Consider the following 20,968-nt stretch of genomic DNA (forward strand, 5'->3'; position numbering starts at 1 on the left):
TCACACCCCCGACAAAAGCAGCGGCAGTTCCCGCAGACGCTGCCCGGTCAGGGCGAACACCGCGTTGGCCACCGCCGGCGCCGTGGGCGGCACGCCGGCCTCGCCGATACCGCCGGGTTTGTCGGTGCTCGGCACGATGTGCACCTCGACCACCGGCATCTCGTTCAGGCGCAGCACTTGATAGTCGTGATAGTTGGACTGCACGACATGGCCGTCCTTGAGGGTCAGTTTGCTGTGCAGCGCCATGCCCAGGCCGAAGGTGATGCACGACTCCATCTGCGCCGCGATGCTCTGCGGGTTGACCGCAATCCCGCAGTCCACCGCGCAGACCACGCGATGAACGCGGATCGCCAGATTGTCCTGGGACACCTCGGCCACCTGCGCCACGTAACTGCCGAACGATTCGTGCACCGCCACACCCAGCGCATGTCCGTCCGGCAGCGGGGCTTTCCAGTTGGCCTTCTCTACTGCCAGATTCAACACGCCAAGATGCCGGGCATGATCCTTGAGCAGCGTTCGTCGGTACTCCACCGGGTCCTTGCCCGCCGCCGTGGCCAGTTCATCGATCAGCGACTCCATGACAAACGCGGTGTGGCTATGACCCACCGAACGCAGCCAGAGCACGTTGATCCCCGTGGTCGGCGAGTGCAGATCGACCTGATGATGGGCCAGGCCCTTGATGTACGGGCTGTCCGAAACGCCTTCGACCGACGTCTGGTCGACGCCGTTCTTGACCATGGTTTTCTCGAGCATGGTGCCAGCCATGATCGACTGCCCGACCAACACATGCTGCCATGCCAGCGGCATGCCGTCGGCGCCGAGGCCGATCTTCGCCTGATGCAGGAACATCGAGCGGTAGTAACCGCCACGAATATCGTCTTCACGCGACCACACGGTTTTTACCGGCATCGCGGCAGCCTTGGCCACTTGCACCGCTTCGGCGACAAAGTCCGAGGTCGGGTTGGCCCGCCGGCCGAAACCGCCGCCGAGGAATTCGGTGTGGATCTCGACCTGCTCCGGCTTGAGCCCGGTGATTTTGCCGGCGACCATCTGATCCAGCGTCTGGAACTGGGTGCCGGTCCAGATCTCGCACTTGTCGGCGCTGATCTTCACCGTGCAGTTGAGCGGCTCCATCGGCGCATGGGCCAGGTACGGCACGCTGTATTCGACGTCGATTTTCTTCGCCGCCTTGCCGAAATTGCCCTTGGCATCGCCAGCCTGCGCCGCCGAGGTGCCCGGCGTGGCCGCCAGTTTGCGAAAACTCGCCAAGAGCTTTTCACTGCTCAGATCAGCGTGAGGCCCCAGGTCCCAATCGACCTTCAGCGCATCGCGCCCCAGTTTCGCCGCCCAATAATGCTCGGCGACTACCGCCACACCGGTTGGCACCTGCACCACTTTGTGCACGCCGGGGATCGCCAGGGCTTCTGCGCCTTCAAAGGATTTCACCGTGGCGCCGAAGGCTGGCGCCCGCGCGACCATCGCCGTCATCAGTCCGTCGAACTGCACGTCCATGCCGAACTTGGCGCGTCCGGTGATTTTCTCCGGGGTGTCGAGGCGTTTGGTAGGTTTGCCGATGACCTTCCAATCCTTGGCTTCCTTGAAGGTGATCGACTTCGGATCCGGCACCGGCAGTTGCCCGGCGGCGTCCGCCAGTTCGCCGTAGGTGGCGCGGTTGTCGCCGGCAATCACCACGCCGGATTCGGTGCGGATCGTCGACGGCGCCACGTTGAAACGCTTGGCCGCCGCTTCGATCAGCATCTGCCGCGCCGTGGCACCGGCGAGGCGGTAACGGTCGAATTCCATCCAGGTTGAAGTGGAGCCGCCGGTAATCTGCATCCCGCCAAAACCGGGCATGCCGTAATCGGCCGCCGAAGCCGGCGAGTGTTCGACACGGATCTTCGACCAGTCGGCGTCCAGCTCTTCGGCGATCAACATGGTCAGGCCGGTCCAGATGCCCTGGCCCATTTCCGAATGGCCAAGCAACACGGTGACGCTGTTGTCCGCCGCAATCCGCAGGAATGCGTTCGGCGCAAACACCTTGCCTTCATTCTCGGCCGCCATGGCGAACCGGTTGCCACCGGGCACCACGAAGGCCACCACCAGACCACCACCAAGCACAGCGCTGCCCTTGAGAAATCCGCGACGGGATACGGGACTGTTCATCACTCACCTCCCCTCGCTCAGCCGATGTCGGCGGCGCGTTTGACCGCTGCGCGGATTCTTGGATACGTGCCGCAACGGCAGATGTTGCCGGAGAGCGCCTGATCGATATCGCTGTCGGTGGGTTTGGGGATTTTCGCCAGCAACGCGGCGGCGGACATGATCTGCCCGGACTGGCAGTAACCGCATTGCACCACGTCCAGTTCGGCCCAGGCTTGCTGCACCGGGTGCGAACCGTCGCTCGACAGGCCTTCGATGGTAAGGATTTTCTGGCCGTGGGCGACGGCCGTGGCCGGTGTGATGCACGAGCGCAGCGGTGCGCCATCGACGTGCACGGTGCAGGCACCGCACTGCGCCATGCCGCAACCGAATTTGGTACCGGTCAGGTGCGCGACATCGCGCAGGACCCAGAGCAACGGCATGTCCGCGGGGACATCGAGCTCCTGATCCTTGCCATTGATGTTCAAGGTCAGCATCGGGGACTTCCTCAGACTCACGGTGTTCTGAAGGGCACTGCTACAGCTCTCGAAGCCTGTGCGCGCCTCGGCTTATCCCTTTCAGCTAAGCGCATTTTGACCCGACAACCAGCCGCTGCGACCACCGGTCATGCAGCACCGTTCGGGAATTCTTCGACCAAAGTGACGACTTTGCTCCTACAGTTGATCCGGTTGTCATCGCAAGACCTGCCCTTTCACATTTTCCAGGAGTCGCGAACATGGGATATGTCACAACGAAAGACGGCGTCGAAATCTTCTACAAGGACTGGGGCCCGAAAGACGCCCCGGTGATCCACTTCCACCACGGCTGGCCACTCAGCGCGGACGACTGGGATGCGCAGATGCTGTTCTTCCTCGCCCAAGGCTTCCGGGTCGTGGCCCATGATCGACGGGGTCACGGGCGTTCGAGCCAGGTCTGGGACGGTCACGACATGGATCATTACGCCGACGACGTGGCGGCGGTGGTCAATCATCTGGGGACGCAGAAAGCCGTGCACGTCGGTCACTCCACCGGTGGCGGAGAAGTGATTCATTACATCGCCCGGCATGGCGAGGATCGGGTCTCCAAAGCCGCGATCATCAGCGCCGTGCCACCGCTGATGGTGAAAACCGACAGCAGCCCCGGTGGTTTGCCCAAGTCGGTGTTCGACGATCTTCAGGCACAACTGGCGGCCAATCGCTCGCAGTTCTATCACGACGTGCCGGCCGGCCCGTTCTACGGCTACAACCGCCCGGGGGCCAAACCTTCGGAAGCTGTCGTGCTGAACTGGTGGCGCCAAGGGATGATGGGCGGCGCCAAGGCCCACTACGACGGGATCGTTGCTTTCTCTCAGACCGACTTCACCGCCGACCTGAAAAGCATCTCGATCCCGGTGCTGGTGATGCACGGCGACGATGACCAGATCGTGCCGTATGAAAACGCCGGTGTGTTATCGGCAAAACTGCTGAAAAACAGCACGCTGAAGATTTATCCGGGCTTCCCCCACGGGATGCCGACCACCGAGGCGCCGACGATCAACGCGGATCTGCTGGCGTTCATTCGCGGCTGATCAAATTGTCCGGGGTCAGGCGCCCTGCCTGGCCCCGGCTACTCTTCGGTTCGCTCCATTCCCTCGCGATCACGCACGTAATGTCGGCCCAATGGAAAGGCCGGCAGCCATGACTCGCGACGCACCGTCCATAGCTCATAGGTGGGCTGGAACTGGTCCGGCGCATCCAGCGCACCCAGATTCACCTCGACTTCATCGCCACTACGGCCGAACACCGACGAGCCACAGCGCGGACAGAAATGTCGCCCGGCATAGTCATGGGTCTCGCCGCTGATCGTCACCGCATCCTCGGGAAAGATCGCCGACGCAGCAAACAACGCACCATGGTGTTTGCGGCAATCCAGACAATGGCAAACGCCAACCCTGTAGGGCCGCCCTGACGCCTCGATCCGCACCTCGCCGCACAGACAACCGCCGGTCAATCGGCCCATGGGACACCTCGTCTGAAAATGGAATATCCGGTGAGTGAAAATAGCAGCCCTCTGGGGGAACGCTTACAATCGTGGCCCATTAACACTATTCAGGCAGACCCGTTCTTTCATGGCGCTCGATCCCCTCACGATGCTCACCATTTCCACCGCCCTGGCCGCGGCGGCCGCCCTGTATCTGGCGGTCGAATGGCGCAGCATCCGCGAACCTTCCCTGCTGTTCTGGAGCGCCGGTTTCGCCACCATCACCGTCGGTTCGAGCCTGGCCCTGCTGCGCGCCAATGGCTATCCGCTGATCGGGATATGGTTCGCCAACGGCTTGCTGGTGGTCGCGCACTGGCTGTTTCTGCTGGGGGTCGCGCGGTTTACGCAGAGGCGGTTATCGCGGGCCTGGTACTTGATGTTTCTGCTGTGGCTGGCGTTGCTGCTGTTACCTGAAAGTCCGTCGTGGTCGAAGATCATGCTGATGGCCAACTCGCTGCTGGTTGCCGTGTTGATGCTGCGGGCCAGCCTGTTGCTGCGTCCTCACGGCAAATCGTTGAGCGTTGGCGCGGTGCAATTGCGCTATGTGCTGCTGATCCACGGCGTGTTCTATTTCACCAAGGCGATCATCGCGGTGATTCCGGGCACGCTGATCGATCTGGCGTCTCTGCGCGGCGAGATCATTCAGATTTCCTTGGTCGAGGGCGCGATGGCGATCATGCTGATCGCGCTGTCGATGACCGGCACCGAGCGCTATCGGCGGGAAAAGCAGATCGCCGAACTGGCCGCCCGTGACCCGCTGACCGCGCTGTACAACCGCCGCGCCCTGGAAGTCCGCGCACCGCGTCTACTTGATGAAGTGTCCAATACCCGGCCCGGCGCCCTGCTGCTGATCGACATCGACAACTTCAAACAGATCAACGACCTGTACGGCCACACCGCTGGCGACCGCTTGCTCATCGCCCTCAGCGAAATGATCCGCGCGGTGCTGCCCAAAGGCGCGCTGGCGGCAAGGCTGGGCGGTGACGAATTCGTGATGCTGCTGGGCGATGCGTCCCACGCACAGATCATGGTGCTGGGCAGTGCGCTGCGCGAGCAGTTTCAGCAAATGACGTCCCAGACCTATTCCACCCCGCAAGCGGTCACCCTGAGCATCGGCGCCAAGGTGTTCGATCAGCCGCCGGCCAGCCTCGCGGCGTTGATCGAACAGGGTGACAGCGCGCTCTACGAATCCAAGCGCGGCGGTCGCAACCGGATTCAGCTGGCCGACTACACCTGACCTATCCTTGCCTGCATCCCGTAACGTCGGAGTTCGCAATGTCCTCGCCTGAATCCACCCTCCTCCAGAGCTGGCACCATAATGCCCGGGCCTGGACCGAAGCCGTACGCAGCGGCGCCATCGAGAGTCGCCGGCAGGTCACCGAACAGGCCATTCTGCTGGCGGTGATGGGGCGCCAGCCGGAGCGCGTGCTCGATCTGGGATGTGGCGAAGGCTGGCTGTTGCGGGCGCTGGCCGAGCGAGGGTTCGACGCGGTCGGCGTGGATGGCGATGCGACGCTGGTCGAGGCCGCGCGGGTGGCCGGTTCATCGGCCGTGCATGTCGCCAGCTACGAAGACCTGGTTGAAGCGAAGGTCGACATCGGCCGCGATTACGACCTGATCTGCGCCAATTTCTCTCTGTTGCATCAGGACATCATTCCGCTGCTCGCGGCGATGAATGCCCTGCTCGTGCCTGGCGGTGCGCTGGTGATCCAGACGCTGCATCCGTGGTCGGTGGCCGCCGGTGATTATCAGGATGGCTGGCGGGAAGAAACTTTCGACGGATTCCAGGGCGAGTGGTCGCCAATGCCATGGTATTTCCGCACCCTGTCCAGTTGGCTGAATGCGCTGGACATCGCCGGCCTGCAGTTGACCGGCCTGCGCGAACCGCAGCATCCGCAAAGCCCGGTGCCGCAGTCATTGCTGATGATTGCCGAACGTCGCAGTTAAAACGCTAGAGCCTCGGTTTGAGCAGAATCCCGGTGTAGTGCCGCAAAAACAGCGCGAACCCCGCACACCAGAGCACCACGGACAGCCCCAGCCCCAGACTGGAAAACGGCACCAGCAACACCCGACAACCCGCCGCAATCAGCACCAGCGCAAAGCCCAGCACCATGCCTTTCGAGGGCTGCAACAACCGGCCGGTATGGCCAAGGCTGACCCGCGCGATCATCGCCAGAATCAACCCGCCCACCCCGCCGACAGCCAATGCATGGGTCGCCAGGCTTTGCTGCCCGATCAAGCCCAGATGCCACAGCGCCATGGCCCAGGTTGCCAGCGCCATCCAGGCGTAAGCCAGGTACAACGACCAGAGCAGCGGCACCCGCCACATCCCCCGATCATGCCAGCGGATCAGCCGCATCAACTGAAGACTGCCGGTCAGCATGAACAAAACTGCCAGCCACAGCCGGGGCGAATCATTGAGGCCTGCCGCAAAAGTGACAGCGGTCAGCAGGCTGCCGATCAACAGCAAACGCGTTGTCAGTGGATTGGCGACAGGTGCCGGTGGGCGGTTCAAACTACGCTGAATGAAGAACGGAATCACCCGCCCGCCGATCACGGTCATCAGTGCCGCAATCAGCCACAACGCCCCCAGTACACCCTGGCGTTGCAGGCCGGCGTCGTCGTTGTACAGGCCGATCAAAGTCAGCGCCTGACAACCCGCCATCAACCCGAGCACCAACACAATCGGGTAGTTATCACGTTTGCGGGCGGCGACCAGATCCCGTCCCAGCATCACTGCCAGTAGCGGTAGAAAACCCCATTGCAGCGCCAGAATCAGCCCGGTCGACAACGGCAGCCACCAGGCCACACGCCCGAGCAGCCAGACCGACACCAAGGCGATCAAGGCACCGCCGCGCACACCGGGAATGCCGGTCCAGTTGGGCACCGCTGTCAGCAAAAAACCGGCAACGATCGCCGCCGCAAAACCGAAGGGCATTTCATGTCGATGCCAGGCGAGCATGCCGCCCACTGGTTGCAGATTGAACCAGCGACCGTAAAGCCACAGCCCCCAGATCAAAATCGCCAGCGCGGCGAATCCGGCCCCGGCCAGAAACAGCGGCCGAAAGCCCAGGCTGAACAACGGTGCATCGGCGAGTCTGCGCATGTTCAAGCCACCACGGCGGCGTGATGTTGGCCGAGCCGATACTGAGACAGGAGCCGCATCACATAGCCGATCTTGATCAGCGTCGGGCCGACGATGGTCATGGCGTGCATCGCCACCAGCAACGCAATCGGCATGTGGCCCTGATACAGATAAGCGCCATAGATCCCGGCCAGCAACATGACCAGACCGGCGACGAGCACTTTGCTCGACAGGTGCAGAACGTTCAGCGGATTCTCGAAGAAAGTGAACATGCTTCGTACTCCTGAGCGGATCAGTTTGTACGTAAGGCAATTCAATTGGCGTGCCAGATTTTTAGTCCAGCGATATCAGTCAGTTGCGAAAATACGAGTCAATATGACACAAAACAAAATGAGTCAAATTGACAATCCAACAAGTCAATACGACTACATTCCATCTACTCAACAGCCAACCACTCGATCCATAGCACCGCCAGCCGACCACAGACTGACTACGCTAATAATCCAGCGTGTCTAACCTGCCGAGGATGACTGCCATGCAACGCTTTCAAAAGCTGACGCCTTGCCTGTGGTTCGACGATCAGGCCGAAGCGGCGGCGAAGTTTTACTGCTCGATCTTCGATCACTCGAAAATCACCGCCCTCACCCACTACAGCAAGGTCGGCCAGGAGTTTCACGGCCGCCCGGAAGGCTCGGTGATGACCGTCAGTTTCGAACTCGACGGCCACACCTTTACCGGCCTCAATGGCGGGCCGGTGTTCAAATTCAATGAAGCAATCTCATTTCAGGTCAATTGCCAGAATCAGGAAGAGGTCGACCATTTTTGGGGCAACCTGAGTGCGGGCGGGCCGGTGGAGGCGCAGCAATGCGGCTGGCTCAAGGACAAGTTCGGCGTGTCGTGGCAGATCGTGCCGGTGGCGTTCATGCACATGATGACCGACCCCGACCAGACCAAGGTCCAACGGGCGATGCAGGCCATGTTCGGGATGAAAAAACTCGACATCGCCGAACTCGAGCGAGCCTTCGCCGGCCAGAGCTAATACACTCGGGCACTGGCCTGCCGAGAACGACAACGATGAAATACGCTGCCGCCAAGAACCCCGAACAAGCCCCGCGCTTCTGGCGCGACGACGCCCTGCCCTTCATCGAAGCGCGGGGCATCGCCGATGGCCGTGAGGTCTGCTATTCACGGCACTCCCACGCGCATTTCTCCATCGGCGCGATCACCGCCGGACGCAGCACTTATGTGCATGAGCAGTCTTCGTTCGAAGTCGCGGCCGGCACCGTGGTGCTGATGAACCCGGGGGATGTGCACGCGTGCAATCCGATTGACGATCAGCCGTGGTCGTATCTGATGTTGTATGTGGAAACGCCGTGGCTGACGGACTTGCAGCATCAGTTGGGGTTCAGCGCGGAACTTGAGTTTCGGCGATTTTCCGATACGCACTTGAATGACGCCCGCCTGTTTCGCGACTTGAATGCGTTGTACGGCGTGTTGGTCGACGATCAGCAAGACGTGCTGCGCAAACAGAGCGCGGCGGTGGAGTTTTTCAGCGACCTGCAGTTGCGCCTGAATCCCATCGAACAACGGCTACGCGAGCCGAACTTCAAACTCGAACGCGCCGCCGACTTCATCCGCCAGCACTGTACCGATCTGCTCAGCCTTGATGACATCTGCGCCGCTGCCGAGCTGTCACCGTCCTACCTGATCCGCGCCTTCAAACAGCACTTCGGCATGACACCCCACGCATTTCTGGTTAACCAGCGCATTCAGTTTGCCCGTGAGTGTTTGCGGCGCGGGCAGTTGATTGCGGATGTGGCGCTGGAGGCCGGGTTTGCTGATCAGGCGCATTTTCAGCGGGCGTTCAAACAGCATCTGGCGGCTACGCCGGGGCAGTATCGGGGTTAAACGCAAAAACGGCCCGCATTGGGCCGTTTCGGTTTGGATCGTTCCCACGCAGAGCGTGGGAACGATCAGGTTACAGAGGCGCCTCGGCCTTCAACTCCAGATTATCCAGCACGCGATTCACCGCCAGTTCCCCCAGCATGATCAATTGCGCAATCCCCAGCAGCACGTGCCGGTGCGAGCCGTCCACCAGTCCGGCGAAGTCGGTGGCCATGGTTTTGGCCGAAGTCAGGGTTTCGCAGGCATCGGCCAGCAATTCTTCGCTGTCGATACCGGGGGCGATGAGGTAACGGGTGTTGGGTTTGAGCAGCGGCTTTCTGGGGAGCAGCGGACTGAGGTAGTGATCCAGGGCGCGGTCGGCGGCTTCGTGGAATTTCTTGGAATCGAGGGTTTCGTAGGGTGAGGTGGGGTCGGTTTCGGGTGGGTTTGGCGTTGGTTTGATCATGGTAAAACTCCCTGATTGATGGAGCTGCCACGGTTCGCTGCGAAACGAAGGAGGTGGCAGCTGTACGCGGGTTCGCAGACCGGGAATCAAGGAACCCGGCATACCCGAAGGTATCCCGCGCACAACCGCCATTACGCGATCAGCCAAAAAAAAACTGAACGGAAACGACGCGCTGGGCGCCTTGATTGATCCGGGCTGCGAAACCCGATCGCTGATTCGTCAGCGACCCGGCAACAATAGAACCCCGCCTCAAGGCCCACAAGCCGGCGGATTCTGGCGGATGCGTAGGCAATGGCGCAAGTTCGCGTGGCTTGTCGGAAGCATCCTTAAACACCTCTAAACCCGAGCCCCGCCACGCTTACGGCAGCAACAGATACCCCGCACTCACCGCCAGCAGCGACGCCATCACCCGGTTGAACAAACGCATCCCTGCCGGGTTACCGAGATAGCCTCGCAAGAACGTCCCGGCATAAGCCCAACAACCCACCGACAGATAGCAGATCACCAGATACACCGCCGCAAACTGCCACACCAACTGCGCCTCGCCATCGGCGACAAACGCGCCCATCCCCGCCACGCAGGCCAGCCAGGCCTTGGGATTGAGCCATTGCATCACCGCGCCATAGAGCATCGACGGCGCCCTGCCCGATTCTCCCGTATTCAACCGCCCGTCATCGGTAGCCAGTTTCCAGGCCATGAACAGCAGAAACGCCACCCCGGCCAGTTGCACGACGCGGGTCAGCGACGGCCAAAGTTTCAACACTTCATGCAGCCCCAGCCCCATCAACACCAGCAACAATACAAAACCCAGCGTTGCGCCCGCTACATGCCGCTGACTGGCGCGAAAGCCAAACTGCGCACCCGAACTCAACGCCACAATATTCACCGGCCCAGGGGTAATGGAAGCGGCCAAGGCAAACGCCGCCATCGACACAATCAGACTCATCGCACACCTGCTTCAAATCGAGGAACAAGGCGCTCACGGTAGCCGGCGCACAGCAGGCGGTATTGAAGGAAATTACCCCCGCGCGCGCAGACCCACTACGCTCTGGCTATGCGATCACTTTTGACCAGGAAGTCTGCCCTCGATGATTCTGATTCTGCTGCCCAGCGCCGATTACGATCCGACCGAAAGCAGCGTGCCCTGGCAGGCATTGCGCAAGGCGGGCATCGAAGTACGTTTTGCCACGCCCCAAGGCTTGCCCGCCCATGCCGACCCACGGTTGGTGGATATCGGTTTCGGCCTGTTGAGTTCGATGCTGATGACGCGCAAGGCCGACCTGGCCAGTTACACACAGATGATCGAATCCGATGCGTTCAAGCAGCCGCTGGCGTATGCCGATGTCGACGTGACCCGGTTTGACGGTTTATTGATTCCCGGCGGGCATGCCAAGGGAATGCGCACGCTGCTGGAATCGACGCAGGCCCAGCAGATCGCCCTGCAATTTTTCAAGGCCGAAAAACCCGTGGCAGCGGTGTGCCATGGCGTGCTGTTGCTGGCCCGGACACTTGATCCCGATACCGGGCGTTCGGTGTTGTTCGGGCGCAAGGTTACGGCGTTGCTCGCGGCAACCATGGAGATGCCGGCGTGGCTGATGACGGCTGCCTGGCTGGGGCGCTACTACCGCACCTACAAGCAGACCGTCGAAGCGGAAGTGAAGACCGCACTGGCCAGCAAATCCGACTTCATACGCGGGCCGCTGATCGCCAAACGCGATTGTGCGAATAAACTTCAATCGGGATTTGTGGTGCGCGACGGCCAACTGCTGACGGCGCGCTGGCCCGGCGATTGCCATCGCTTCGCCGCCGAATGGGTGGCCCTGCTGCAGGCCACCCATCGCGATCCGCGACTCAGTCCAGACGCGGCACCGTAAAGCGAAACTCGCTGCCCTGCCCCGGCTCACTCTCGGCAACGATCCGCCCCCCATGGGCCTCGACGATACCTTGCGTGATGTACAGACCCAGCCCGGTGCCGGTCGGATTGCCTTCCTTCACCGTCCAGTAGCGGTCGAACACGTGCGGCAAGTGATCCTTGGGAATGCCTTCGCCGCTGTCGCGTACCGTGAAGACGATCTCGTCACCGACCGATTTGGCATACACATCGACCGTGCCCAGGCGCGGGGTGAATTTGATCGCGTTGCCGACCAGATTCGACAATACCTGGAACAACCGCTCGGGGTCGGCATGGATGCTAAGGTCGGGATCAGCCTCGAACGAGATGCTGATGTCCTTGTCCAGCGCGAGCGGTGCGAGCAGTGATTGCGCCTCTTCAAACATCTGCGCGACATCGAGTTTCTGCGGCGCGATGGTGTAACGCCCGGCGTCGATCTTCGAGGTGTCGAGCAAGTCTTCCAGCAGCGTGTTCATGCGCCCGGCGGCTTGCTGCATGGTGTCGATGGCGGTCGAGATACGTCGTGAAGTGTGCGGCCCGTCCGAGCTGAAGGCCTTCTGCATCATGCCGCAGAGCATCGAGATCACGGTCATCGGGTTGCGCAGGTCGTGGGAAACCACCGCCACCAGCTCGTCGCGGGCGCGCACCGCTTCCTGCTCGCGGCGCACCTGACGGGCCAGATCATTTTCCAGGGCCGAGCGGCGCAGGTCGTTGGCGGCAAACAGATCGCCGTGGCTCCACTTGGTGGAAATCCCGGCCATCTCGACCTTCCAGATTTCGAACGAAGTACGCGGCCGCAGACGCAGGCCGGCGTCGGAGTTTTCCAGATCCAGCGGCTTGCGCGGGTCGCCGCTCCAGTTGATGTTCTCTTTGACTTCGGGGCGGAACCACAGCACGCCGTTGTCCACCGGTTTGGGCAGGCTCATGGCGAGCACACCGCTGGCGACCTGCTGATACTGCGCGGCCGGCGGATAAACGCTGGCCAGGTGATGACTGGCAAACACCGGCTCGCCGCGCTCCTGCAACCACTTGTGCAAAGCGCGAATTTCTTCCGGCTCCGGGCAATTGCCGTAACGGTGCAATTGCTTGTCTTCGATGATCGCGATGCCGCCGGCATTGGCCAGCGCCATCAAGACCTGCGGCTGATTGGCCAGGCCATCAAAGACGTTTTGTGGCGAATCGATCATCGCCTGATTGAGCAGCGCCAGCGCCTCGACCTTTTCTTCCCGTTGACGGCTGACTTCCAGCGATTCCATCGCGCTGATCTGCAACGACAGCACCTGACCAATGGTCTGGCACGCCGTGCGCAACTCGTGCGGAACGTGCAGCGGCTGTCGGTTACCGCAACTGATCAGGCCCCAGAGCCGGTCGCCCTTGAGCAGGGAAATGCTCATCGAAGACAGCACGCCCATGTTCTTCATGTACTGGCAGTGGATCGGCGACACGCTGCGCAATGTGGCGAAGCTCAGGTCCAGCGGGGTCTGGGTGTCCGGACGTAACTTGGGCACCAGCGGCACCGGTTGGTAGTCGGCATTCGGGATGATCCGCAGCCAGTTGGTGCGGTACAGCTCGCGGGCCTGCTCGGGGATGTCGGAGGCCGGGAAAAACAGACCGTTGAAGACTTCCATCGACGGATCGGACGCTTCGGCGATGACCTGACCGTGGCCCTCCTCCTCGAAGCGATAGATCAGCACCCGGTCGTAACCGGTCATGGCCTGGATTTCCTTGACGCTGATGTCGTACAGCGCTTGCAGGCTCTGGGCCTTTTGCAGACGTGCGAGCATCCGCCCCAAGTGGGTTTCGGTGCCGGCGACGTTGCGCGGCTGGAAGTTTTCGACGTGGATTTCCAGTTCCAGAATCAGCACGTCCTGATGCCGGTGCAGCAAGCCTTCGAACGCCGTACCGTTGAGTCGAAAATGCAGCGGCGGCGCGTCGGACAGGGTCGGTTGCTGCAAGGCCTCGCGAACCTGCGCGGCGTGGGCATCGCCGATCAGACTCTCCAGTGGCTGACCAGTCAGGCCTTGTGGCGGGCGCGAGAGCAACGTCTCAACGTTGGCGCTGATTTGAATGATCGAAAGCTCCGGTTCGCTCAGGGTCAACAGCAGACCGTGCGGCTGGATCGCGCCGGGAAAGCGGATCGGCTCGTCGGCGCAGTTGGCCAGCAACTCTTCAAAGGCTTCTTTGTCTTGCGGGTTCATACCAGAACCTCCTGGGTTTCGAGCCAGCGCTCGAAACAGCTGAATGTGGTGTGGGCGGCCGCCACGACGGCGTCACGCTCGTCGGCGTCCATCGGGCGACTGCCCAGGTATTCGATGAAATCACGCCAGCGCCGGCCGGTAGCTGCGCCGTAAATGTCCAGAAACGCTGCGCCGTTGTCCGCGCCGAGATTCAGCCGTGTGGCGATTTCCCGGCGCAGTATCTGCCCGCCGAGGGTTGCGCCTTCCAGCACGTACAGCACGCCCAGGCATGCGGCGGCGGAGTCGATGGCAGGCAACTGGTGGCAGATCGAAAGGTCCGCGCCATTTGCGCCCAACGCGTGCAGATCGCGTTGCAGGGTCGGGGCCTTGAGGCGTGAAACCAGATCGAAATCGGCGGGGATTGCGCCGCTGTCCTGCAACGCGGCTTCCAGTGGCTGATAGAAGCCGTAATAGGCGCGCATCAGCCGTTCGAAGGTATGCAGATCAAGGGTATCGGAGAAGAAAGGAAGGCGTTTTTCCAGTGCAATATGCAGTTCGGCGGTTCCGGCACGCAGGTCTTGCAACACGGGTGGCACATAAACTTCACGGGCCTTTTCTTGCATGTAGATCGCTCGTACTGTGGGCCGCCTGGGGCCATGAGGAAATGGAGAAGCATGGCGCGAAAGCTTACACGGCAATTGTCCTTTCTGACTCGATGGATGGTTTTTTCTGGCGGATTCATCACCCTGTGACCGATTCAGAGTTGACGGGGCGGCAGAAAGTTCGAACAGATTCACGCCCGATCATCGCTGTACCGCGACGCTGCCGCCTGACTGTACGGTTCGGGCCGACTCGATTGCATGATAAAAATAGCGCTCCCGCCACCGGAGCCCGCGCCATGGATCTCGCCACCCTCTCGCTGTTCCTGCCCGCCTGCTTCGCCTTGAACATGGCGCCGGGGCCGAACAACCTGCTGTCGGTCAGCAACGCCACCCGCTACGGCTATCGTCGCGCCTGCATGGCAGGTGTCGGCCGGTTGCTGGCATTCGCCGGGATGATCACCCTCGCGGCGGCGGGACTGGCGGTGGTGCTGCAAACCTCCGAGCTGTTGTTCTACGGGATCAAGATTGTCGGCGCGGGGTATCTGTTGTATCTGGCGTGGCAGCTGTGGCGGGCTAATCCTGCCGCCGAAGACACTGTCGCGGCGCCAGCAAACGGGCTTTTGGCACTGGCACGTCAGGAATTTTTGGTGGCCGCAGGAAATCCCAAGGCAATCCTTATCTTCACCGCATTCCTGCCGCAATTCGTCGACCCGAACCGCGCCATCACCCCGCAATTCATGTTGCTTGGCGTGCTGTTCCTGCTGCTGGAATGGATCGCCATCAGCGCCTACGCCTACATGGGCCTGCACATGCGCCGCTGGTTCGCCGAGCCGCGCGGCAAGCGGATTTTCAATCGCTGCTGCGCGGGGCTGTTGTCGGCGGCGGCTTCGGTGTTGCTGATGGCCAAACGGGCCTAAGCTTCGGACGGGCCTTTGAGTTCGACCTGATTGCCGTCCGGGTCGAAGCAGTACAACGACAAGCCGTTGCCCTCGGCGCCGAAACGGGTGGCGGCCTTGTCGACGCTCAAGCCACAGGACTGCAGATGGCTGACCAGCACCTCTTCGTCGAACGGTTCGATGCGCAGGCAGAAATGATCGACATTGCGCCGTTCGCTGCCTGCAGCGGCGCCGCCCTTGCGGCCGATTTCCCCGTCAAGGTCGACCAGATCGATCATCGACGTACCGGCGCGCAGGTGCACCAGACCGAACTTTTCGTTGCGTTTGACCACTTCGGCGCCGAAGACCCGGTCGTAGAAATCAATGCTGCGTTGCAGATCGGCGACGCGCAGCACGATGTGATCGATGTGTTGAATCGTGAACGGTGGCATACCTTCATTTCCCTGATTGAAGCGACCCGGTCACTGTAGTGCAGCGGCCCGAAAATTCACTGTCGATTTTTCGGTGGAGCCATTGAAAAACTGGTTTTATCCTCGGCCCATGAACATACAAACCGCTCCCCTGCCCCCTCACGCCGAAATGGTTCGCGCCATGCTCGCAAGCGACACTGCCTATGAAGGCGTGTTCTTCACGGCTGTGAAAACCACCGGGATCTTTTGCCGCCCTACCTGCTCAGCGCGCAAGCCGAAACCGGAAAACGTCGAGTTCTTCGCCCACGCTGACGACTGCCTGTCCGCCGGCTACCGCGCCTGTTTGCGCTGCAAGCCACTGGACGCCGCGGCCATCGCCCCGGACTGGGTGCAACGGCTATTGAAAGCCGTCGACGCCGATCCGGAACTGCGCTGGAGCGATGCGCAATTGCTCGCCGAGGGCATCGAACCACTGAAGCTGCGGCGCTGGTTCAAACAGCACTTCGGCATGACCTTTCATGGGTGGCTGCGCACCCGCCGGCTCGGCATGGCACTGGGCGGAATCAAGCAAGGCACATCCATCGATCACGCCGCATTCGATTCCGGCTATGAATCCCTCAGCGGTTTTCGCGATGCGTTTCAGAAGTCGTTCCACATCACGCCGGGACGCGCGGCAGCCAGCGAACCGCTGCTGTTCACTCGCCTGACCACCCCGCTGGGACCGATGATCGCCATGGCCGAGCGGCGCGGGCTGGTACTGCTGGAGTTTCTCGACCGACCGGCGCTGACCCGGGAAGTCGAAGAATTGCAAAATCGCTACGGCTATGTCGTCGCACCGGGGCACAACGCGCATTTGCAGCTGATCGAGAACGAGCTGGCGCTGTATTTCGCCGGCAAGCTGAGCGAATTCAGCGTGCCGCTGCACCTGCCGGGTAGCGAGTTTGCCCGGCAGGTCTGGAGCGAACTGCGGCAAATCCCCTACGGCCACACCAGCACTTACGGCACGATTGCCGCGCGGCTGGGCAAACCGGGCGCCAGTCGCGCCGTGGGTCTGGCCAACGGTCACAATCGCTTGTCGATCGTGGTGCCGTGCCATCGGGTGATTGGTGCGGATGGTTCGCTGACGGGCTATGGTGGTGGACAACCACGCAAGGCATTTTTGCTCAGGCTGGAAAACGCCGCCGTGCAGCTCACGCAACCGCTGGTTTTCTGACAAACCGCCCCCGCCCTCCCGGCTTTCAAATCAACGGATCACTGAAGTTGCTGACACCCGCCCCCTATCAACCAGCCAGCGACTTTCTGGCCAGCCTCGACTCCGACTGGCAGCGCCACATCGCTGCGATCGGCCCTTGCCTGCATCAGCCACATCCGGCACGCGATCCCTATGAATCGCTGGTGCGGGCGATCGCCTATCAGCAACTGCACGCCAAGGCTGGCGATGCGATTGTCGGGCGGTTGGTGGGGTTGTTTCCCGAACAATCGTTTCCGCGTCCGGAGCAGATTCTGGCGACCGATTTCGACCGGCTACGCGGTTGCGGGTTTTCAGCGGGCAAAATTGCGACGATTCAGGGAATTGCCCAGGCAACTCTGGACGGCGTGGTGCCGGATTACGCCACGGCGCTGGCGATGGAGGATGAAGCGCTGATCGAGCGCTTGGTCAGCCTGCGCGGGGTTGGGCGCTGGACCGTTGAGATGTTGCTGATCTACAGCCTTGAGCGCCCCGACATTTTGCCGGCCGATGACTTTGGCGTGCGCGAGGGCTATCGGCGGCTGAAGGGCCTGGAGGTGCAGCCGACGCGCAAGCAGATGATTGAAATCGGATTGGCGTGGAGTCCGTTTCGCACCGTGGCGGCGTGGTATTTGTGGCGAGTAGCCAAGCCGTAGACCGCGTTATCGTTCATCGCGAGCAAGCTCGCTCCCACAGTTGGATCGCATTTCAAGTGTGGGAGCGAGCTTGCTCGCGATTGCGTCAGACTGTTCAATGTTGCATCAAAGGCCGGACTTCAACCGACTGAACGCCCGGATCAATGCCCGGTTGAAGGCTTTGCCATTGTCGTTCTTGCTATATAGCGAAGCCCTCACCGCCTCCGGCGGATAGGTCCCAGGATCATTGCGGATCGCCGGGTCTATCAAGCCATCCGCTGCCGTGATCGCGTTGGCGTAGTGAATGGTGTCGGTGATCGGTGCGATCACCTCGGGCGTCATCAGGTAATCCATCAGTGCCAGCCCGGCCTCGGGGTGCGGTGCATCCTTGGGAATGACCATGGCATCGAACCAGATCAACGTGCCCTCCTTCGGAATCCGGTAATTCAACTTGAACGGCTTGTGAGCCGCTTCGGCCTGACCCGCCGCGATGGCGACGTTGCCGTTCCACGACATCGCCACGCAGGTATTGCCGTTGGCCAGATCGCTGATGTTCAGATCATTGTCGAAATAGCGGATATACGGGCGGATCTTCGCCAGTTGCTGCTCGGCAAGTTTCAGGTCATCCAGGCTCTGGCGGTTGATATCCAGGCCCAGGTACTTCATGACCGCGGCGAACACTTCGTTCGGATCGTTAAGCAGACTCACCCCGCAATCGGCGAATTTCGACACCACCGCCGGATCGAACAGCATCGCCCAGCTATCCCGTGGCGCGTCCGGCAGGCGTTGCTTCACGGCCTCTTCCTGATAGCCGACACCGGTGGTGCCCCACGCGTAGATCCCGGCGTAACGATTACCCGGATCGAACACCGCCATGTGCTGACGGAACTCGTCACCGACCCCGGCAAAGTGCGGGAGCTGCTGCTTGTTCAGGGTCTGGATCGCGCCGCTCTCGATGGCCCGCGACAGGTGCTGGCCGGCGGTCAGCACCAGGTCGTAGCCGCTGCGGCCGGTGAGCAGTTTGGTCTCGACGGTTTCCAGCGAATCGAAGTGATCGGCGACCACCCGAATCCCGGTTTTCGCCTCGAAATTCTTCAGGGTATCCGGGGCCAGGTACTCGCCCCAGATGTACAGATTGACCACCGGTTTCGCCGTTTCGGCAGCCTGCACACACAGGGGTGCAAGCACCAGCAATAACGCTTTACTCAGTTTGTGCAGGCCCATGGTCAGGCTCCTTTTTTCTGGCCGGCGTATTGCGGCATGGTGATGCACGCGACGTTGCCGCCACCGAGCAGGATTTCCCGGGAGTTTTCGATGCCGACGATCTTGTGCTGCGGGAACAGTTCGGCGAGGGTCGCCAGCGCCACTTGATCGTTACGATCACCGAACAGTGGCACCACGATCGAACTGTTGCCGGCGTAGTAGTTGATGTACGACGCACAGATTTTGGTGCCGGCCTGGCGGGTGTGAGTACTGTCCTGCTGATCAAGGCCTTCGGCTTCTTCGGCGGTCCATTCCAGTACGTCCGGTTGCGGCAACTTGTGCACGATCAGTTCGCGACCACGGCTGTCGCGGGTGCTGCGCAGGATGTCGTAGGCCTCCTGGTAGATTTCCCACTGCGGATCGTCACGGTTGTCGGTCCATTGCAACACCACTTCGCCGGGGCGCACGAAGCACGCGAGATCGTCGACATGGCCGTCGGTTTCGTCGAACTTGCAACCACGTGGCAGCCAGATCACTTGCTCGGCACCGAGGTAATCGGTCAGCCGGCGGGTGACTTCATCCTTGCCCAGGTGCTGGTTGCGATTGCGGTTGAGCAGGCATTGCTCAGTGGTGAGGATGCTGCCCTGGCCGTCGCTCTGGATGCCGCCGAGTTCGGCAATCAATGGCGCGCGATAGCGGTCGAAGCGTTCGATTTCGAGGATCTTGCTGGCGATCTGGTCGTCTTTGTCCCACGGGTAGTAGAGCCCGCCGTTGAGGCCGCCGTAGGCGTTGAATTCGAAGTCGACGCCACGCACTTCACCGCTCTGGTCGTTGACCACAAAGCACGGGCCGCTGTCGCGAAACCAGGTGTCGTTACAGGTCATCTCCACCACGCGCACTTGCGGCGGCAACTGGCGGCGGGCTGTGGCGAACTGGGAGGCCGAAGCGCAGACCGTCACCGGTTCGCTCCGGGAAATCGCGGTGACGATCTGCACCCAGACTTTCTGCGCAGGTTTGGCGCCGTTGCGCCAGACGTCGGTGCGCTCCGGCCAGCCAAGCCAGCAACCGGACTTGGCTTCGAATTCGCCGGGCAGACGGAAGCCGTCCTGTTTCGGGGTGGTGTCGAGCAAACGTGCCATGGTCAAACCTCGTCATCGGGATGGGAATGACCTCAGGCTACGGTCGCGGGCGGTCGGCTCGCCAACGATGATTATTTCGGAACAGTTGAATTCAACTCATCAATCCGCGAGTTGATCGTTGAACCATTCCAGCATCTGCGCCACCGCCGGACGCTCCAGCCGCACCCGCTCGCAGACCAGCGCATATTGACCGAGGGCGGTCATGCTGGAGGTGAACGGTCGTACCAGACGCCCGTTCTGCAAGTCCTCCTGCGCGGTGAGGTTGTCGCCCATTGCCACGCCCTGCCCTTGCGCCGCCGCTTCCAGCGCCAGGCCGGCGTGGGCGAAATACAACTGGCGCTCCGGGCGCAGGTCGCCGGCATGGCTGGTGAGCCACGCGGTCCAGGTCTTGCCGTCCTGATCGTCGTGCAGCAGACAATGGCGGGCCAGGTCCTTGGGGGTTTTCAGAGTGCCCTGGTTGAACAGGCCGGGGCTGCACACCGGGAAAAACTGCAACGCCGGCAACGGGCGGACGAAATACGCGCTGCTGTCCACCGGACCGGTGCCGTAGGTGATCGCCAGGTCGATGTCTTCGCCGGGCGCGGTGGCGTCGATTGGTTGTTCGTAAAGGTGCAAGGTGATGTGCGGATAACGCGCGTAGAAATCGGTGAGACGGTTCATCAGCCACTTCTGCGCCAGCTCCGCCGTGACCGCCAGTCGCAACACCGCGAGCGAGGACGGATCGCGCAACTCGTCGCAGGCATCACCGATCAGTTCGAAGGCCTGTTGCAGGCTCTGCATCAGTCGCCCGGCGGCGATGGTCGGGCGAATCTGCCGGCCCTCGCGGATGAACAGCGACACGCCCAGTTGCTCTTCGAGCTGGCGGATCTGATGGCTGACGGCGCTGTCGGTGACGCACAGCTCGGCGGCGGCCCGACCGAAATGCGCGTGGCGGGCGGCGCATTCGAAGGTTCGCAGGGCGGCCAGGGAAGGTAGTCGGCGCATGGGTTTGGGTCCCGATTTTTTGCGGACATGCTGACCTTCGAATTCGTGAGCGTCCAGTTGTACCGCGTAATTGCTCATCGCGAGCAAGCTCGCTCCCACAGGGTTATTCGGAGTTTGAAAGATTGAGGGCACACCGCAAAACCTGTGGGAGCGAGCTTGCTCGCGATAGCGGCGGCACAGGCGCAACATCTTTTCTAGGCTGAACTGCAT

Annotated in this window: 22 protein-coding genes; 9 read left to right on the forward strand and 13 right to left on the reverse strand. The window is 61.6% G+C overall.

Annotated elements, in window-relative coordinates:
* Both N8H71_RS12585 and N8H71_RS12590 read right to left on the reverse strand, forming a co-directional pair.
* Entirely contained in the window at positions 1-2,163 is a 2,163-nt protein-coding gene (locus N8H71_RS12585) for a xanthine dehydrogenase family protein molybdopterin-binding subunit (protein ID WP_262194223.1), read from the reverse strand.
* 17 nt (positions 2,164-2,180) lie between these two features.
* Positions 2,181-2,636: a (2Fe-2S)-binding protein gene (locus N8H71_RS12590; RefSeq protein WP_007956954.1), complete on the reverse strand. Its 456-nt coding sequence runs from the start codon at positions 2,634-2,636 to the stop codon at positions 2,181-2,183.
* 239 nt (positions 2,637-2,875) lie between these two features.
* Between N8H71_RS12590 and N8H71_RS12595 the strand changes: the two genes are divergently transcribed.
* Entirely contained in the window at positions 2,876-3,706 is an 831-nt protein-coding gene (locus tag N8H71_RS12595) for an alpha/beta fold hydrolase (RefSeq protein WP_085608972.1), read from the forward strand.
* 38 nt (positions 3,707-3,744) lie between these two features.
* On the opposite strand, the gene N8H71_RS12600 is transcribed toward N8H71_RS12595, so the two are convergent.
* Positions 3,745-4,137 carry a GFA family protein gene (locus N8H71_RS12600; RefSeq protein WP_262194224.1) on the reverse strand — a complete coding sequence of 131 codons (393 nt, stop codon included), beginning with the start codon at positions 4,135-4,137 and terminating at the stop codon, positions 3,745-3,747.
* A gap of 109 nt (positions 4,138-4,246) precedes the next feature.
* Between N8H71_RS12600 and N8H71_RS12605 the strand changes: the two genes are divergently transcribed.
* Together N8H71_RS12605 and N8H71_RS12610 are read left to right on the forward strand one after the other, a co-directional pair.
* Complete coding sequence (locus N8H71_RS12605) at positions 4,247-5,395, forward strand: GGDEF domain-containing protein (RefSeq protein WP_262194225.1); 1,149 nt, start codon at positions 4,247-4,249, stop codon at positions 5,393-5,395.
* Positions 5,396-5,433: 38 nt separating this feature from the next.
* Positions 5,434-6,105 carry a class I SAM-dependent methyltransferase gene (locus tag N8H71_RS12610; protein ID WP_262194226.1) on the forward strand — a complete coding sequence of 224 codons (672 nt, stop codon included), beginning with the start codon at positions 5,434-5,436 and terminating at the stop codon, positions 6,103-6,105.
* A gap of 4 nt (positions 6,106-6,109) precedes the next feature.
* On the opposite strand, the gene N8H71_RS12615 is transcribed toward N8H71_RS12610, so the two are convergent.
* Both N8H71_RS12615 and N8H71_RS12620 read right to left on the reverse strand, forming a co-directional pair.
* Positions 6,110-7,264 (reverse strand): NnrS family protein, encoded by a 1,155-nt coding sequence (locus N8H71_RS12615; protein WP_262194227.1) that lies wholly within the window; start codon positions 7,262-7,264, stop codon positions 6,110-6,112.
* Positions 7,265-7,266: 2 nt separating this feature from the next.
* Positions 7,267-7,515, reverse strand: coding sequence for a transmembrane sensor/regulator PpyR (locus N8H71_RS12620; RefSeq protein WP_262194228.1), 249 nt, complete (start codon positions 7,513-7,515; stop codon positions 7,267-7,269).
* Positions 7,516-7,778: 263 nt separating this feature from the next.
* Between N8H71_RS12620 and N8H71_RS12625 the strand changes: the two genes are divergently transcribed.
* Both N8H71_RS12625 and N8H71_RS12630 read left to right on the forward strand, forming a co-directional pair.
* Entirely contained in the window at positions 7,779-8,282 is a 504-nt protein-coding gene (locus tag N8H71_RS12625; RefSeq protein ID WP_262194229.1) for a VOC family protein, read from the forward strand.
* 35 nt (positions 8,283-8,317) lie between these two features.
* Positions 8,318-9,151: a helix-turn-helix transcriptional regulator gene (locus N8H71_RS12630; protein WP_262194230.1), complete on the forward strand. Its 834-nt coding sequence runs from the start codon at positions 8,318-8,320 to the stop codon at positions 9,149-9,151.
* Positions 9,152-9,221: 70 nt separating this feature from the next.
* Here the strand turns inward: N8H71_RS12630 and N8H71_RS12635 are convergent, their stop codons facing one another.
* Together N8H71_RS12635 and N8H71_RS12640 are read right to left on the reverse strand one after the other, a co-directional pair.
* A complete protein-coding gene (locus N8H71_RS12635) occupies positions 9,222-9,593 on the reverse strand; it encodes a DUF6124 family protein (protein ID WP_262194231.1) in 372 nt (123 codons plus the stop codon).
* A 358-nt stretch (positions 9,594-9,951) separates the two neighbouring features.
* A complete protein-coding gene (locus N8H71_RS12640; protein WP_262194232.1) occupies positions 9,952-10,539 on the reverse strand; it encodes a LysE family translocator in 588 nt (195 codons plus the stop codon).
* Between the two features lie 142 nt (positions 10,540-10,681).
* Here N8H71_RS12640 and N8H71_RS12645 point away from each other — a divergent pair, with 142 nt between their 5' ends.
* Positions 10,682-11,467: a type 1 glutamine amidotransferase domain-containing protein gene (locus tag N8H71_RS12645; RefSeq protein ID WP_262194233.1), complete on the forward strand. Its 786-nt coding sequence runs from the start codon at positions 10,682-10,684 to the stop codon at positions 11,465-11,467.
* On the opposite strand, the gene N8H71_RS12650 is transcribed toward N8H71_RS12645, so the two are convergent.
* A complete protein-coding gene (locus N8H71_RS12650) occupies positions 11,445-13,682 on the reverse strand; it encodes an ATP-binding protein (protein ID WP_262194234.1) in 2,238 nt (745 codons plus the stop codon). The genes N8H71_RS12645 and N8H71_RS12650 overlap by 23 nt on opposite strands.
* The gene (locus N8H71_RS12655; RefSeq protein WP_262194235.1) at positions 13,679-14,284 is read right to left on the reverse strand and encodes a biliverdin-producing heme oxygenase; all 606 of its coding nucleotides are present in this window, start codon (positions 14,282-14,284) and stop codon (positions 13,679-13,681) included. The genes N8H71_RS12650 and N8H71_RS12655 overlap by 4 nt, the downstream gene beginning before the upstream one ends.
* Positions 14,285-14,559: 275 nt before the next feature.
* Between N8H71_RS12655 and N8H71_RS12660 the strand changes: the two genes are divergently transcribed.
* The gene (locus N8H71_RS12660; RefSeq protein WP_262194236.1) at positions 14,560-15,180 is read left to right on the forward strand and encodes a LysE family translocator; all 621 of its coding nucleotides are present in this window, start codon (positions 14,560-14,562) and stop codon (positions 15,178-15,180) included.
* Here the strand turns inward: N8H71_RS12660 and N8H71_RS12665 are convergent.
* Entirely contained in the window at positions 15,177-15,590 is a 414-nt protein-coding gene (locus tag N8H71_RS12665) for a VOC family protein (protein ID WP_262194237.1), read from the reverse strand. The genes N8H71_RS12660 and N8H71_RS12665 overlap by 4 nt on opposite strands.
* Before the next feature lie 109 nt (positions 15,591-15,699).
* Between N8H71_RS12665 and N8H71_RS12670 the strand changes: the two genes are divergently transcribed.
* Positions 15,700-16,782: a bifunctional transcriptional activator/DNA repair enzyme AdaA gene (locus N8H71_RS12670; RefSeq protein WP_262194238.1), complete on the forward strand. Its 1,083-nt coding sequence runs from the start codon at positions 15,700-15,702 to the stop codon at positions 16,780-16,782.
* A gap of 50 nt (positions 16,783-16,832) precedes the next feature.
* A complete protein-coding gene (locus N8H71_RS12675) occupies positions 16,833-17,453 on the forward strand; it encodes a DNA-3-methyladenine glycosylase family protein (RefSeq protein ID WP_262194323.1) in 621 nt (206 codons plus the stop codon).
* Positions 17,454-17,558: 105 nt separating this feature from the next.
* Here the strand turns inward: N8H71_RS12675 and N8H71_RS12680 are convergent, their stop codons facing one another.
* The 3 genes from N8H71_RS12680 to N8H71_RS12690 form a co-directional block, all read right to left on the reverse strand.
* On the reverse strand, positions 17,559-18,656 hold the full coding sequence (locus tag N8H71_RS12680) for an extracellular solute-binding protein (RefSeq protein ID WP_262194239.1): 1,098 nt from the start codon (positions 18,654-18,656) through the stop codon (positions 17,559-17,561).
* A gap of 2 nt (positions 18,657-18,658) precedes the next feature.
* Entirely contained in the window at positions 18,659-19,774 is a 1,116-nt protein-coding gene (gene aguA / locus N8H71_RS12685) for an agmatine deiminase (protein ID WP_262194240.1), read from the reverse strand.
* Positions 19,775-19,873: 99 nt separating this feature from the next.
* Positions 19,874-20,758: a LysR substrate-binding domain-containing protein gene (locus N8H71_RS12690; RefSeq protein WP_207985767.1), complete on the reverse strand. Its 885-nt coding sequence runs from the start codon at positions 20,756-20,758 to the stop codon at positions 19,874-19,876.
* Positions 20,759-20,968 lie beyond the last annotated feature (210 nt).

Source organism: Pseudomonas koreensis, assembly GCF_025447595.1.
Taxonomy (GTDB): Bacteria; Pseudomonadota; Gammaproteobacteria; order Pseudomonadales; family Pseudomonadaceae; genus Aquipseudomonas; species Aquipseudomonas koreensis_H.

Bases quoted from the DNA above. Each gene is read 5' to 3' on its own strand.
- N8H71_RS12620 (WP_262194228.1), bottom strand. From the start codon at position 7,515: ATGTTCACTTTCTTCGAGAATCCGCTGAACGTTCTGCACCTGTCGAGC.
- N8H71_RS12660 (WP_262194236.1), top strand. From the start codon at position 14,560: ATGGATCTCGCCACCCTCTCGCTGTTCCTGCCCGCCTGCTTCGCCTTG.
- N8H71_RS12635 (WP_262194231.1), bottom strand. From the start codon at position 9,593: ATGATCAAACCAACGCCAAACCCACCCGAAACCGACCCCACCTCACCC.
- N8H71_RS12650 (WP_262194234.1), bottom strand. From the start codon at position 13,682: ATGAACCCGCAAGACAAAGAAGCCTTTGAAGAGTTGCTGGCCAACTGC.
- N8H71_RS12590 (WP_007956954.1), bottom strand. From the start codon at position 2,636: ATGCTGACCTTGAACATCAATGGCAAGGATCAGGAGCTCGATGTCCCC.
- N8H71_RS12640 (WP_262194232.1), bottom strand. From the start codon at position 10,539: ATGAGTCTGATTGTGTCGATGGCGGCGTTTGCCTTGGCCGCTTCCATT.
- N8H71_RS12605 (WP_262194225.1), top strand. From the start codon at position 4,247: ATGGCGCTCGATCCCCTCACGATGCTCACCATTTCCACCGCCCTGGCC.
- N8H71_RS12645 (WP_262194233.1), top strand. From the start codon at position 10,682: ATGATTCTGATTCTGCTGCCCAGCGCCGATTACGATCCGACCGAAAGC.
- N8H71_RS12680 (WP_262194239.1), bottom strand. From the start codon at position 18,656: ATGGGCCTGCACAAACTGAGTAAAGCGTTATTGCTGGTGCTTGCACCC.
- aguA (WP_262194240.1), bottom strand. From the start codon at position 19,774: ATGGCACGTTTGCTCGACACCACCCCGAAACAGGACGGCTTCCGTCTG.
- N8H71_RS12610 (WP_262194226.1), top strand. From the start codon at position 5,434: ATGTCCTCGCCTGAATCCACCCTCCTCCAGAGCTGGCACCATAATGCC.
- N8H71_RS12595 (WP_085608972.1), top strand. From the start codon at position 2,876: ATGGGATATGTCACAACGAAAGACGGCGTCGAAATCTTCTACAAGGAC.
- N8H71_RS12670 (WP_262194238.1), top strand. From the start codon at position 15,700: ATGAACATACAAACCGCTCCCCTGCCCCCTCACGCCGAAATGGTTCGC.
- N8H71_RS12630 (WP_262194230.1), top strand. From the start codon at position 8,318: ATGAAATACGCTGCCGCCAAGAACCCCGAACAAGCCCCGCGCTTCTGG.
- N8H71_RS12625 (WP_262194229.1), top strand. From the start codon at position 7,779: ATGCAACGCTTTCAAAAGCTGACGCCTTGCCTGTGGTTCGACGATCAG.
- N8H71_RS12655 (WP_262194235.1), bottom strand. From the start codon at position 14,284: ATGCAAGAAAAGGCCCGTGAAGTTTATGTGCCACCCGTGTTGCAAGAC.
- N8H71_RS12600 (WP_262194224.1), bottom strand. From the start codon at position 4,137: ATGGGCCGATTGACCGGCGGTTGTCTGTGCGGCGAGGTGCGGATCGAG.
- N8H71_RS12585 (WP_262194223.1), bottom strand. From the start codon at position 2,163: ATGAACAGTCCCGTATCCCGTCGCGGATTTCTCAAGGGCAGCGCTGTG.
- N8H71_RS12690 (WP_207985767.1), bottom strand. From the start codon at position 20,758: ATGCGCCGACTACCTTCCCTGGCCGCCCTGCGAACCTTCGAATGCGCC.
- N8H71_RS12615 (WP_262194227.1), bottom strand. From the start codon at position 7,264: ATGCGCAGACTCGCCGATGCACCGTTGTTCAGCCTGGGCTTTCGGCCG.
- N8H71_RS12665 (WP_262194237.1), bottom strand. From the start codon at position 15,590: ATGCCACCGTTCACGATTCAACACATCGATCACATCGTGCTGCGCGTC.